Below are 13,447 nucleotides of genomic sequence, written 5' to 3'. Positions count from 1 at the left end.
ATGTAATTATCAACTTAGAACCTCATAAATAGAGGATAAAGCTTCAGATAATGCATTATCGGTGTTTAGCCATTTTGAATTATGTTTGTTCCTAAACCAAGTTTTTTGTCTTTTGGCTAGCTGGAGTGTGCGTTTGGTTGTTATTGCTAAGGCCTCCTCAAAATTAATCTTTCCATTAATAATAGACCTTGCTTCCCCATATCCAATAGTTTTTAGCAACTGTAAATCATTTCCGTATTTCATAATCAAATTTTCAGTTTCTTGAATCAATCCGTTTTTATACATTTTTTCAGTTCTTTGTTTGATTCTTGTGCCTAAATTTTCAGGATTTAAACCAAGCTCTAAAATTTTCCATGGAGGAGGGTTTGAATTTTTTTGCTTTGAAAAACTTTCTCCTGTGGCATAAAAAACTTCCAGTGCCCTAATAGTTCTAATTGAATCTTTGGGATGTATTTGTTCTGCAGCCTTGGGGTCACAACACTTTAATAAGTTATGTCTTTCGTTTCTTTCGATTTTATTGAGTTGATTTCTTAAGAATTTTTGAGGTGGAACACCAGGCGGATTAAGTCCTCTAATTAATGATTGAAGATATAGTCCACTTCCCCCAACAAGCAAAATTACGCTCCGTTTTTTTAATTCTTCCTCCATTGAAGTATTTGCTATTGAATGAAATTCATAAAGATTTATTGGTGTTGTAGGTAAACATAAATCAATCAAAAAATGAGGAACTTGTCTTTGTTGCTCTAATGTCGGTTTTGCAGTCCCAATATTCATATCAATGTATATTTGACGTGAATCAACATTGTGAATATTAGTTTGAATTTTGTTTGCAATATCAATTGCCAGTTCTGTTTTTCCGCTTGCAGTTGGACCCATAAGGGCTATGACAAGTGGTTTATTGGGTTGCATAATTCATTTTCTGAAGTTTTATTAGCAGTAACTGCATCACGATTAATTGTTTTGATTTGGTTTTGGAATTTTCCAAAGACTTTCCTTAGTACCAATGTTAAATTGAAATTTCAGGAAAGGTTTCGACTAATGCATGTATCACAGACAACCTTGACTGTTTGCTTTAATCCGAATGAGTAAAGATTCAAAAGTCCAAGCGGCTTACGGTGCTGAGCAGATCCAAGTATTAGAAGGCTTGGAACCTGTTAGAAAGCGCCCTGGAATGTACATTGGCTCAACAGGGTCAAAAGGGCTTCATCATCTTGTATATGAAGTTGTAGATAATGCAGTAGATGAGGCACTTGCTGGCCATTGTGATCAAATTACCATTTTACTTTGTGAAGATGGTTCAGCATCTATTACTGATAATGGTCGAGGGATACCAACTGATATTCATCCACGCACTGGTAAAAGTGCTTTAGAAACAGTATTAACTGTTCTGCATGCAGGTGGAAAATTTGGAAGTGGTGGATATAAGGTCTCTGGAGGCTTACATGGGGTTGGTATTTCTGTAGTAAATGCTTTGAGTGAGTGGGTAGAAGTCACGGTTCGTAGGCAAAAAAAAGTTCATTTTCAGAGATTTGAAAGGGGTGCATCAATTGGAAACTTGAAGTCTGAAAATCTCTCGAAGTCAGATCAAAACTTAACTGGAACGACTGTTTGTTTTAAACCTGATGACAAGATTTTTACTGATGGTATAGATTTTGAATACGGAATATTGTCTTCGAGGCTTAGAGAACTTGCATATTTGAATGGAGGAGTCCGAATCATTTTTCGTGACGAGAGAAAAAAAGGAAAAGATCCTGAACAAACTCCTTACGAAGAAGTTTATTTTTATGAAGGTGGAATTAAAGAATATGTTGAATATATGACTAAGGAAAAAGACTCATTACATCCAGAGATCATTTATGTCAATTCTGAAAAAGATGGAGTACAAGTAGAAGCAGCAATGCAATGGTGCGTTGATGCTTATTCAGACAGCATTCTTGGATTTGCTAATAATATTCGAACGATCGATGGTGGTACTCATATTGAGGGCTTAAAAACAGTCTTAACTAGAACTTTAAATACATTTGCTAAGAAAAGAGGTAAAAGAAAAGATTCTGACTCCAATTTGGCTGGAGAAAATATTAGAGAAGGATTGACAGCTGTTTTATCAGTAAAAGTTCCTGATCCAGAATTTGAAGGTCAAACAAAAACTAAATTAGGTAATACAGAAGTACGCGGAATTGTTGATAATTTGGTTGGTGAATCTCTCAGTCAATATTTAGAATTTAATCCAGGTGTAATTGATTTGATATTAGAGAAAGCAATTCAAGCTTTTAATGCTGCTGAGGCAGCAAGAAGAGCTAGAGAGCTTGTTCGCAGAAAAAGTGTTTTAGAAAGTTCTACACTGCCAGGTAAACTTGCTGATTGTAGTTCAAGAGATCCATCAGAATCAGAAATTTATATAGTTGAGGGAGACTCTGCTGGAGGATCAGCTAAGCAAGGAAGAGATAGAAAATTCCAGGCAATTCTTCCTTTAAGAGGTAAAATTTTAAATATAGAAAAAACTGATGATGCGAAGATCTATAAAAATACTGAGATTCAATCTTTAATAACAGCGCTTGGTTTAGGTATTAAAGGTGAGGATTTTGAAGTTAAGAATCTCAGATATCACAGAGTAGTAATAATGACTGATGCTGATGTTGATGGCGCACATATAAGAACTTTGCTGTTGACTTTTTTTTATAGGTATCAAAAGGCTCTTGTGGAAGGCGGTTATATTTATATTGCTTGTCCTCCTCTTTATAAAGTCGAACGAGGGAAGAAACATACTTATTGCTACAACGAATCAGATTTGCAAAAAACTATTTCAAATTTTGGAGAAAAGGCTAACTATACAATTCAAAGATTTAAAGGTTTAGGAGAAATGATGCCAAAACAATTATGGGAAACAACAATGGATCCTACAACTAGAATGATGAAAAGAGTTGAGATAGAAGATGCACTTGAGGCTGATCGTATATTTACAATTTTAATGGGCGATAAAGTTGCACCAAGAAGAGAGTTTATTGAGACTCATAGTGTTGACCTTGATCTTGCAACTTTGGATATTTGATGAATTTAATAAGTACTTTTATAATTTGGACATGGCTTTTAGGTATTGCTTTGGTGATTCCTACCACATTGCCTGCAGGAGGTGCGCAAGAGTCTATTATTCAACATAGAAAAAATAATATGGGATCACCAATAATTGCATTGAAGGATTTTAACTTGCTTTCTTCGCCGCATAAAAATTCATCTGTTGTAACTAGTGTTAAAGCAGGAACACCAGTCAAAATTTTAAAAACATGGAATAGTACTAATTATGGAAAGTGGTTATTGGTTAATATTGCAATTCAGGATTTTAATCAATTATTTTATAAAAGAGGATGGGTAAATATTGGTAAATCTTAATTTATTACAAGATATTATATTGATTACTATTGGTGCAGTATTTGGAGTGAATTCTAGATTTCTAATCTATCAGAAATTGAAAGAAATCAATATAAATGGAAAATTTTCTATCTTCTTAATTAATATTATTTCTTGTTTTTTTCTTGGTTTTTTTATTTCTATATCATCAAACATAAACTCTTTAAATGTCTCATCTCAATTAGCATTGTTTTTTGTAATTGGTTTTATTGGAAGTTTAAGTACTTTTTCTACATTTATTTATGATTTGTATGAATTATTTAGAGAATATAAGTTTTTGAAAGCTTTAAAGCTATTTATTTTTTCTTTTTCTTTGGGAACAAGTGCTTTAGTATTGGGCTCTTTATTTGGTAATTAATAAATGAATAACTTTTTAAAAAAAAATAAATACTTTCTAATTTCAATTGGAGCTGTACCTGGTGCTATATTTCGATGGCAAATTGATGATGTTATTATAGTCAATACACTAGGTTGTTTTTTATTAGGTGTTATTAATGCAATACCTGTAAAAAGAATTTATAAACTGATTTTTGGCTTTGGATTTTGTGGCTCACTTACTACATTCAGTGGTTGGTCTTTTTATTTATTTAAATTAATTAGTGAAGGTTTATATAAATTATTTTTTTTGAATTCAGTCTTAATTGTATTAATTGGACTTTTTGCTATTTGTTTGGGTGATTTATTTGCGAAAAAGGTCTTAATTAGTTGAGTAAATCTTCAATAGCTTTTTGGATTTCAACACTGTCCGGTTCGACTGAACTTTTGAACCTTGAGATGGCCTCACCTTTCTTGTTGACAAGAAATTTTTCGAAATTCCATTCAACGTCGCCAGCAGGCTCAACTTGATTCAACGTTGTAAATGGCTCAGTAGTTTTCCCTTTTGCATGCACTTTTTGGAAAAGTTGGAAATTTGCTCCATACGTCAATGAACAGAAATCTTTTATCTCGTCTAGCTCTCCAGGTTCTTGATTGCCAAAGTCATTGCATGGAAAGCCTAAAACCCTAAAGCCTTTTGATTCGTACTTGTCTTGAAGACTTTGAAGGGCTTTATATTGTTTAGTAAATCCACACTTGCTAGCGACATTCACGATTAATAAGACATTCCCTTTGAAATGATCAAAAGTGATTTTTTCATTATTAAAAGAGAGGATTTCTACTTTGCTGATATTTACGGACATGGATACTGAAGTAACAAAAATGGGAGTTAGCAATAAAATAATAGAGGGTTATTGCTCCGAATATGGAAGAACAATTAGGGGCATCCACTGAGGCTCAATCTTTAGCGAATGGCAGTTTGGTCGCCGAGGCGGTTGGACAGCAGTTAGAGGCAATGCTTTCTGCAGGTAATTACGATGGTGTTAAATCACTTCTTAGGCCTGTACAGCCTGTTGATATAGCTCAGGCTATTGATACATTGCCAATGATTTTACAAGCCTTGGCTTTCAGGTTGTTAAATAAAAACGAGGCTATCGAAGTTTATGAATATCTGGATCCCTCAGTTCAACAAAATCTTTTAGATCGTCTGAGATCAAATGAAGTACTCGACTTGGTCGAGGAGATGTCCCCAGATGATCGTGTACGTCTTTTTGACGAATTGCCAGCAAAAGTTGTTAGACGTTTGCTAGCAGAACTTAGCCCGGAGGAAAGACGAGTAACAGCTCAACTTTTGGGTTATGCATCTGAGACGGCTGGAAGATTGATGACTACAGAATTTATAGATCTTAAAGAATTCCTGAGTGTCTCTCAGGCATTGAAATTGGTTAGACAAAGAGCTACTTTTTCAGAGACAATTTATAGCCTTTATGTCACAGATAAAGAGAGACATTTAACTGGGATCTTATCTTTGCGGGATCTAGTGGTAGCAGATCCTGGATCACTTATTGGGGAAGTTATGACAAGAGAGGTTGTTAATGTCAGAACAGATACTGATCAGGAAGAAGTAGCAAGAGCGATTCAAAGATATGATTTTTTGGCTTTACCGGTTGTCGACCTTGAAAAAAGACTGGTTGGTATTGTCACTGTGGATGACGTGATCGATGTTATTGAACAAGAGGCAACCAGGGATATTTATGCGGCTGGGGCAGTTCAAGCTGGTGATGAAGACGATTACTTCCAAAGCAATTTATTTGTTGTAGCTAGACGTCGAATTGTCTGGCTTGCTGTTTTGGTATTGGCGAATGGACTAACAACTCAAGTTATTGCTATGAATGACGAGGTTTTAAAACAAGTTGTTTTATTAGCTGCTTTTATTCCCTTATTAATTGGCGCGGGTGGAAATGTTGGGGCTCAAAGCTCAACGGTTGTCATTCGAGGTTTGAGTACTCAACGAATTCAAAGACTTGGTCTATTCCGGGCTATTGCTAGAGAATCAGTGGCTGGAGCTTTGCTTGGAATTTTAATGGCTATTTTTGTTGTGCCTTTTGCGTGGTGGCAAGGAGAAGGGCCCTTGGTTGCAACAGCAGTTGGTATAAGTTTAATGGCCATTACAACTCTTGCTGCGACAGCAGGTGCCTCTTTGCCTTTGTTTTTTGATCGTATGGGATTAGATCCTGCATTAATGTCTGCTCCATTCATTACCACCGCTACGGATGTAGCAGGAGTGTTGATATATCTCAAAACAGCTTCTTGGCTTTTAGGAAGACTGGCGTAGAACTCTAATGAGTATTTGTACTCAAAGTGCGGGAAGCCGAGCTATTTTTAATTGATCTTTACAATTCTTAGTAGTAGGCTTCACAAAACTCAACAAATCCATGACTACGGCAGTAGAGGCTCTTAAAACTAACAAAGCAACTGTCGCTCCAGCATCAAGATCAATATCAGATATAGATTTAGTACGTTCCTATTTAAGAGACATTGGAAGAGTTCCTTTGCTCTCACATGAACAAGAAATCACACTAGGAAGACAGGTTCAAGATCTTATGGTTCTTGAAAATCTGGAGAATGAGCTTGAGAGTGACCTTGGTGAGAAGCCAGATATAACTTTTTTCGCTGAAAGGGCTGGAATTTCTACCATCCAGCTAAAAAAGAAACTTAAAAGTGGGAGAAGAGCAAAAGAAAGAATGGTTGCAGCCAATCTTCGTTTAGTTGTCAGTGTTGCGAAGAAATACACAAAAAGAAATATGGAATTATTAGATTTAATCCAAGAGGGAACAATTGGATTAGTCCGAGGTGTCGAGAAATTTGATCCAACTCGTGGTTACAAGTTTTCAACTTATGCGTATTGGTGGATTCGTCAAGGTATTACGAGGGCAATAGCAGAGAAAAGCAGATCAATAAGACTCCCTATTCACATAACTGAAATGCTTAATAAGTTAAAAAAAGGGCAAAGGGAACTCAGCCAAGAACTTTCTAGAACTCCAACATTAAAAGAACTATCTGAGTACGTTGAGTTGCCTGAAGACGACGTTAAAGATCTAATGAGTAAAGCCGGTCAACCTGTAAGTTTGGAAACAAAAATTGGTGACGGAGAAGACACTATTCTTTTGGATCTTTTATCTAACGAAATTGATATGCCCTCTGAGCAGATCGAGAGTGACTGTATGAAAGGAGATTTAGAAACATTACTTGAGCAATTACCTGAATTACAAAATCGAGTTTTGAGAATGCGTTATGGAATGGACGGTGATGATCCAATGAGCTTGACTGGAATTGGAAGGGTGTTAGGGATCAGCAGGGATAGAGTAAGAAATTTAGAAAGAGATGGTTTAAGAGGTTTAAGAAAAGCAGGAGAATCAGTTGAAGCTTATATGGCTTCCTGAATTATCCTTTTTAGAATAGGGTTAACCCTCTCTGGCATCTCATCATGAGGACAATGCCCAGCTTGAGGAATGACATCTAAACTTTTAACACATTCAAAAGTTTCATACCATTTTTGAGCTTCTTTTATAGGTTCCCAGGGGTCTTTTTCGCCCCAGATTAAATGCACTGGGTTATCCAATTGCTCAAGTAAATCCGGAGCGAGATAGTCATCAAATAAATTAATGAACCCTCTAAAAGCCTCTGATGCTCCCTCACTTTGTGTTGGTTGGAAAAGCATTTCTATTAACTCTTCATCAATATTCCTTTTGCTTGGATATGCTACTTTTAGAATTTTTTCAATAAAAGATGGATTTGCTGCATTTTTGAAAATGTTGTAGCTTAAAATTCTTTGTCTTACTAAAGTTTTAATTACTGGTCGAAGGAATCGCATCAACAATGATTGTTCGGCTAGGCGTTTATCATCCATTGTTCTCTGAGCGCAATCAATTAAAATTACACTTTTGCAATTTTTAGATAATTTTTTTGATGTATTTAATGCAATAACTCCCCCAATGGAATTACCAATCAATAAGACAGGTTTTTTAACAATTTCGTTGCAGAAATCATAAATTTGCTGACTCCAATTATCAAAACAATAATTATAATTTTCTGAGGTTTTCTTTTCATATAGAAGCTGAGATTTTGGTTTATTACTTTCTCCAAAGCCTATTAAATCTAATGCATAGCATGGTGCAATTGAGCTAATGTTTTTTTGATTGAATCTCCAATGATCTTTACATGCTCCAAAACCATGAATTAATACTATTGCGAATTTGGCTTTATTATCTGACTCTTCGACTTGCCAGGCGATGTGATAATCTTTCCAATTCCAGAATTTCTTCATAACTTTAGCGAAGAATATAAATTATTTTTACTTCTAAGCATATCCCTAGTAAAGTATATAATTCTTTTTTTAATATTATTCTATGTATTAGGTATTTTAAAAGTATTAATTTGATTAGATTAAATTATGAAAATAATGATATTATTGAAAAAAATTTTTTAAAACTTTAATTTATTTTGATGGGCATCATTGATTCTCCTCAAGATATTCAAAATTCACTTCTTCAATGGTTTAGAGCCAATGGTAGGTCCTGGATACCCTGGAAATTAACAAAAGATGGCTCTATTCCTCAATTAGGCGAAAGTATATCCCCTTATGAAATATGGATTGCTGAAGTCATGCTTCAGCAAACACAGTTGAAGGTAGTTATTCCTTACTGGGAAAAATGGATGAGGGCTTTTCCTACTTTGACATATTTAGCTGAGGCTGATTTAGAGCATCTTCTTATGATATGGCAAGGTCTTGGCTATTATTCACGCGCTAATCGAATACATCAATCCTCGAAAATATTAATTGAATTTGTTGGCAAAAATAGAGATCAAGATCCACATTCTTGGCCTAATGAAATAGAGCAGTGGATTAGTCTCCCTGGGATTGGAAGAAGTACTGCAGGTAGTATCATCTCATCTGCATTTGATCTGCCTACACCAATATTAGATGGAAATGTAAAAAGAATTTTGTCGAGATTGTTAGCCATAGAGAGAAGAACTATTAAAGATGACAGCAAATTGTGGCAATCTAGCTCTTTTTTGATTTCAAAACTCAGTCCAAGGAATTTCAATCAAGCTTTGATGGACTTAGGGGCAATGATTTGCACTCCCAAAAAACCAAGTTGTTCTTCTTGCCCACTACAAAATTTTTGTGTTGCCTACACAAAGTACGATCCTGATGATTTTCCTAAAAAACTAATGACTAAAATAAAGCCTCCTCAAGAAATTGGTATTGGGCTTGTTTTTAATGAAAACGGAGAATTGCTGATAGATCAGCGCTTGGAAAGTTCAAGTATGGGTGGCATGTGGGAATTTCCAGGTGGAAAAAAAACTTCTGATGAATCTATTGAAAAAACTATCGAGCGCGAATTAAATGAGGAACTTGGTATTGTTGTCAAAGTTGGAGCAAAGTTATTATCGTTTGAGCACACCTACACCCATAAAAAACTTTATTTTACTGTTCATTTTTGTGAATGGATATCAGGAGAGCCTAAACCTTTAGTTTGCCAAAGATTACTTTGGGTTTCCCCTGAGAGACTTAATGAATTTCCTTTCCCTGCAGCTAATGCAAAAATTATTTCTGAATTACAAAAACATCTCAAATTTTAAATTAAAACTTTAAATAATCAATAATAACTTCATTGCTAAAAAGTTAAAAATGCAGGATGAAAGCGTAATTGTTTTTGGCGAAGCTTTGATAGATCGTCTTGGCCCTCTTGGTGGAGACCCTTCCTCTGATTTTCCAGTAACAGATTGCTTTGGAGGTGCTCCAGCTAATGTTGCATGTGCATTAGGTCGTTTAGGGGCAAATGTATCTTTTCTCGGTTCTCTTGGAAATGATATTTTTGGTGAAAATTTCAAAAAGCTATTTATTGAAAGAGGAGTCGATACCTCTGGTTTAAAACGGGATAACCTTCGTTCAACAAGAGTTGTATTGGTTCGTAGAGATCAGTGTGGAGAAAGATTTTTTGAGGGATTTGAGGGGGATAAAGGCTTGGGATTTGCTGATCAAGCTATATCGCGGGAACAAGTTATTTCAGATTGGCCATTGGTTAAAAAAAAGGCAAAATGGTTTGTTGCAGGAACTATTCCTCTGGCTTCAAAAATTTCATCTAATGCTTTTTTGTGGTGTATGGAAAAAGCTTTCAATGAAGGAATTAAGATCGCTTTGGATTTGAATTGGCGACCAACTTTTTGGCGAAATAAAGTTTCAACAGTCTTAGAACCCTCTGTTAAAGAAAAGAATGAAATCATCTCTATTTTAAAAAATGTTTCATTAATGAAACTTGCAAAAGAGGAGGCGCAATGGTTTTTTAATACCTCAAATCCGCTTGAAATCTCATTATCTTTTCCTCATAGACCCTCTGTAATTGTCACGGATGGATCCAACCCAGTCTTATGGATCCTTAATAAAAATATTGGAAAAACATCTGCGATTGCCCCATCTTCTGTAGTTGATACGACTGGAGCTGGTGATGCATTCACTGCTGGATTAATTTATAAACTCATATCTGTTGAGTTAGATCAAATAAATCAACAAAGAGCGGAAGAAATTGTTCAATTTGCAATTGCATGTGGTTCATATGTGTGCAATGGATTAGGAGCTATAGATGCACAAGGTTATCTGGAGGATATTGATAAGTTATTGTCTTCATATCGGGGAGGAATGAGCTGAAAAACTCTAGTTTGATTATTTAAAGAATATTCAAGTTTTCCTGTCCAAGCATCAGGCATCGGAAGAGATAATCTTTCTGGCCATTCAATAACCATTAATGCACCCATGGCTTTTGATTCTTCTTCTTCTTGTAAAAAAAATTCGTTTGCAGCATTTTGCTCTTCAATTCTATAAAGATCAAGATGTATTAATGGAGGAGATCCAAAAGGATAATGTTGAGATAAAGGAAAAGTTGGAGAAGTTATGGGCTCTTGAATGCTTAAAGTTTTTGCAATTCCTTTAACTAAAGTAGTTTTTCCTGCTCCAAGAGGCCCCTTTAAAAGGAGAATACGTAGATCTGGAAATTTTTTTGTTAATGTTGAACCTAATGACATTGTTGATTCAGGTTTGTCTAGAGTCCAGCAGAAATTATTGGTTTGCTGAGCAAATGAATTAAAAACCTTGAATTGTTTTTCAGTATCTTTTTCCACAATCTCCCATAGAGAGTTTTATTTATGTTCGCAGCAACCAAGTCAAATCTCAACAGCATTGAGACGAATCCTGATTACGTAGTCAAAGATATAAACCAAGCAGACTTTGGCAGAAAAGAACTTTTGATCGCTGAAACAGAAATGCCTGGTTTAATTGCTCTGAGAAAAAAATATGGAATCGAAAAACCATTAAAAGGGGCTTTCATCGCCGGTAGTCTCCATATGACTATTCAAACAGGAGTTCTTATTGAGACTCTTGTTGAACTTGGTGCAAAAGTTAGATGGGCTTCATGTAATATTTTTTCCACACAAGATCATGCTGCTGCAGCTATTGCAAATTCTGGAATACCAGTATTTGCTAAGAAGGGTGAAACTCTAGATGAATATTGGGAATATACTCACAAAATTTTTGAATGGAAAGACGGTGAATCTGCAAATATGATCCTTGACGATGGTGGTGATGCTACGGGATTACTTATTTTGGGGAGTAAAGCAGAAGAAGATATCTCAGTTCTTGATAACCCATCAAATGAAGAGGAAATCGCATTATTTGCATCTATTAAGAAAAAACTCTCTCAAGATCCAAACTTTTATTCAAAAGCTAAATCTTTTATAAAAGGTGTCACTGAGGAAACAACAACTGGGGTAGCTCGTCTTTATCAAATGGAAAAAAGTGGAGAACTTGTTTTCCCAGCGATTAACGTAAATGATTCAGTTACTAAAAGTAAGTTTGACAATCTTTATGGTTGCAGAGAATCATTGGTTGATGGCATTAAAAGAGCTACAGATGTAATGGTGGCTGGCAAGGTGGCACTTGTTATGGGGTATGGAGATGTTGGCAAAGGTTCTGCTCAGTCACTAAGAGGTTTAGGAGCGACAGTAATGATTTCTGAGATAGATCCCATATGTGCTCTTCAAGCTGCAATGGAGGGTTTCAGAGTAGTTAGATTAGATGAGGTGGTTGAAGAGGTGGATATTTTTGTTACTGCAACTGGAAACTTCCAAGTTATTCGTCATGAGCATTTAATCAGGATGAAAAACGAATCGATAGTTTGTAACATTGGCCATTTTGACAATGAAATAGAAGTTTCCTCTTTAAAGTCCTATGAATGGGAAAATATTAAACCTCAGGTTGATCACATCACCCTGCCAAGTGGTAATAAAATTATTCTTCTAGCAGAGGGAAGATTAGTAAACCTTGGATGTGCTACTGGTCATCCAAGTTTTGTTATGAGTAACTCTTTTACTAATCAAGTTTTAGCCCAAATTGAATTATTCAAATACGGAGTCAAATATTTAAATAAAGTTTATGTTTTGCCAAAACATTTAGATGAAATGGTTGCTATTCTTCATTTAGACAAGATAGGAGCAAAGTTAACTAAGTTAACCCAAGAACAGGCTGATTACATTAATGTTCCAATTGCAGGTCCCTATAAGACAGATCAATATCGGTATTAATTTATTTCAATAATTAAAACTAAATGGAAATATCAGAATTTATATCTTCGTTACCAGTATTGATAGGAAATGCGGTTGAGACTAACCAGTTAATTGGTTATGGAGCGATCCTTTTAGCAATGTTTTTGGAAAATCTAATTCCTCCAATTCCTTCGGAATTAATAATGCCCCTTGGCGGCTTTTATGTGGCTCAAGGTCAATTGGATTTTTTCCCAGTTGTTTTAGCTGGATTAATTGGAACTGTAATAGGGGCTTTGCCTTGGTATGGAATTGGCAAATTAGTTAATGAAGAAAGAATTGAGCAATGGTTAGAGAACAATGGACGTTGGATTGGTATTAATTCCCAAGATCTTGCTCGAAGTCGAAAATGGTTTAACAAGTATGGCGTATCTCTAGTTTTTTGGGGAAGATTAGTACCTGGAATTAGGACTTTAATTTCGGTCCCTGCGGGAGTCGAGTTAATGCCTATTACTCCCTTTCTGATTTGGACGACAGCTGGGAGCTTAATTTGGACATTGTTTTTAACAATTACAGGATTTTATCTAGGAGATAGTTATGCAAATATTCAGAAATGGATTAGTCCTTTTTCAAGTATTTTTAAGACAATTATTCTCCTATCTATTTCAACTGCAATAGTAATTTTAATTTATAAAACTCTTCGTAAACTAATTATGAATTAAATATATTTTTAAAATGGAATTTCATCATTACTTGGTTGTTGATTAAAAGAATTGTTGTTTTGAAAATTACTATTTTCTGAATCTCTTTTTGATCCTAATAATTCAAGACGATCAACCCTTACAACTGGCTTGTTTCTATCTTCTCCAGTATTACGATCTTTCCAACTATCCAATTTGAAGCTACCGGTGACGCCTATTAAAGAGCCTTTTTTTACGTAGTCGGCTGCGACTTGCGCTTGTTTCCCCCAGATTTCAAGATTAAACCAATCTGGCTCATCCTCTCGACTTCGTCTGTTTACAGCCATAGTAAGGTTTGCTACTACTGTTCCAGATTCAAAATATCTTACTTCAGGATCTCTGCCTGCTCTGCCAACAAGAGTGACTGAATTTATTCCCATTTTTGCCTC

The 13,447-nt window shown here is 35.3% G+C and carries 15 protein-coding genes; 10 read left to right on the top strand and 5 right to left on the bottom strand.

Features of this window, described 5'->3' with window-relative positions:
* Positions 1-9 precede the first annotated feature (9 nt).
* Entirely contained in the window at positions 10-909 is a 900-nt protein-coding gene (miaA, locus tag AC6EIY_RS07050; protein ID WP_498506240.1) for a tRNA (adenosine(37)-N6)-dimethylallyltransferase MiaA, read from the bottom strand.
* A 172-nt stretch (positions 910-1,081) separates the two neighbouring features.
* On the opposite strand from miaA, the gene gyrB reads away from it, so the two are divergent.
* The 4 genes from gyrB to AC6EIY_RS07030 all read left to right on the top strand — a co-directional run bounded on the left by gyrB (position 1,082) and on the right by AC6EIY_RS07030 (position 4,114).
* Positions 1,082-3,049 (top strand): DNA topoisomerase (ATP-hydrolyzing) subunit B, encoded by a 1,968-nt coding sequence (gene gyrB, locus AC6EIY_RS07045; RefSeq protein ID WP_498506239.1) that lies wholly within the window; start codon positions 1,082-1,084, stop codon positions 3,047-3,049.
* Positions 3,049-3,387 carry an SH3 domain-containing protein gene (locus tag AC6EIY_RS07040; protein WP_498506238.1) on the top strand — a complete coding sequence of 113 codons (339 nt, stop codon included), beginning with the start codon at positions 3,049-3,051 and terminating at the stop codon, positions 3,385-3,387. The genes gyrB and AC6EIY_RS07040 overlap by 1 nt, the downstream gene beginning before the upstream one ends.
* A gap of 76 nt (positions 3,388-3,463) precedes the next feature.
* Positions 3,464-3,763, top strand: coding sequence for a fluoride efflux transporter FluC (locus tag AC6EIY_RS07035; RefSeq protein WP_498506237.1), 300 nt, complete (start codon positions 3,464-3,466; stop codon positions 3,761-3,763).
* Between the two features lie 3 nt (positions 3,764-3,766).
* On the top strand, positions 3,767-4,114 hold the full coding sequence (locus AC6EIY_RS07030) for a fluoride efflux transporter FluC (RefSeq protein ID WP_498506236.1): 348 nt from the start codon (positions 3,767-3,769) through the stop codon (positions 4,112-4,114).
* Here the strand turns inward: AC6EIY_RS07030 and AC6EIY_RS07025 are convergent.
* Entirely contained in the window at positions 4,107-4,583 is a 477-nt protein-coding gene (locus AC6EIY_RS07025) for a glutathione peroxidase (protein ID WP_498506235.1), read from the bottom strand. The two genes, AC6EIY_RS07030 and AC6EIY_RS07025, sit on opposite strands and share 8 nt — an antisense overlap.
* A gap of 62 nt (positions 4,584-4,645) precedes the next feature.
* Here AC6EIY_RS07025 and mgtE point away from each other — a divergent pair, with 62 nt between their 5' ends.
* Positions 4,646-6,055 carry a magnesium transporter gene (gene mgtE, locus AC6EIY_RS07020; protein WP_498506234.1) on the top strand — a complete coding sequence of 470 codons (1,410 nt, stop codon included), beginning with the start codon at positions 4,646-4,648 and terminating at the stop codon, positions 6,053-6,055.
* 163 nt (positions 6,056-6,218) lie between these two features.
* Positions 6,219-7,163 carry an RpoD/SigA family RNA polymerase sigma factor gene (locus AC6EIY_RS07015; RefSeq protein WP_498508173.1) on the top strand — a complete coding sequence of 315 codons (945 nt, stop codon included), beginning with the start codon at positions 6,219-6,221 and terminating at the stop codon, positions 7,161-7,163.
* Here the strand turns inward: AC6EIY_RS07015 and AC6EIY_RS07010 are convergent.
* A complete protein-coding gene (locus AC6EIY_RS07010; protein ID WP_498506233.1) occupies positions 7,148-8,047 on the bottom strand; it encodes an alpha/beta fold hydrolase in 900 nt (299 codons plus the stop codon). The two genes, AC6EIY_RS07015 and AC6EIY_RS07010, sit on opposite strands and share 16 nt — an antisense overlap.
* A gap of 179 nt (positions 8,048-8,226) precedes the next feature.
* Here AC6EIY_RS07010 and mutT point away from each other — a divergent pair, with 179 nt between their 5' ends.
* Together mutT and AC6EIY_RS07000 are read left to right on the top strand one after the other, a co-directional pair.
* Positions 8,227-9,366, top strand: coding sequence for an 8-oxo-dGTP diphosphatase MutT (gene mutT / locus AC6EIY_RS07005; protein ID WP_498506232.1), 1,140 nt, complete (start codon positions 8,227-8,229; stop codon positions 9,364-9,366).
* Between the two features lie 49 nt (positions 9,367-9,415).
* Complete coding sequence (locus AC6EIY_RS07000; protein ID WP_498506231.1) at positions 9,416-10,432, top strand: carbohydrate kinase family protein; 1,017 nt, start codon at positions 9,416-9,418, stop codon at positions 10,430-10,432.
* Here AC6EIY_RS07000 and tsaE read toward each other — a convergent pair.
* Entirely contained in the window at positions 10,378-10,902 is a 525-nt protein-coding gene (gene tsaE / locus AC6EIY_RS06995; protein ID WP_498506230.1) for a tRNA (adenosine(37)-N6)-threonylcarbamoyltransferase complex ATPase subunit type 1 TsaE, read from the bottom strand. The genes AC6EIY_RS07000 and tsaE overlap by 55 nt on opposite strands.
* 24 nt (positions 10,903-10,926) lie before the next feature.
* Here tsaE and ahcY point away from each other — a divergent pair, with 24 nt between their 5' ends.
* Together ahcY and AC6EIY_RS06985 are read left to right on the top strand one after the other, a co-directional pair.
* Positions 10,927-12,360, top strand: a complete 1,434-nt coding sequence (gene ahcY, locus AC6EIY_RS06990; RefSeq protein ID WP_498506229.1) for an adenosylhomocysteinase — start codon at positions 10,927-10,929, stop codon at positions 12,358-12,360.
* Positions 12,361-12,383: 23 nt separating this feature from the next.
* Entirely contained in the window at positions 12,384-13,040 is a 657-nt protein-coding gene (locus tag AC6EIY_RS06985; RefSeq protein ID WP_498506228.1) for a DedA family protein, read from the top strand.
* Between the two features lie 8 nt (positions 13,041-13,048).
* On the opposite strand, the gene AC6EIY_RS06980 is transcribed toward AC6EIY_RS06985, so the two are convergent.
* Positions 13,049-13,438: a single-stranded DNA-binding protein gene (locus tag AC6EIY_RS06980; RefSeq protein WP_498506227.1), complete on the bottom strand. Its 390-nt coding sequence runs from the start codon at positions 13,436-13,438 to the stop codon at positions 13,049-13,051.
* Between the last annotated feature and the right edge of the window lie 9 nt (positions 13,439-13,447).

It is taken from the genome of Prochlorococcus sp. MIT2304 (assembly GCF_059772405.1).
This window is presented reverse-complemented; position numbering and strand designations above follow the sequence as displayed.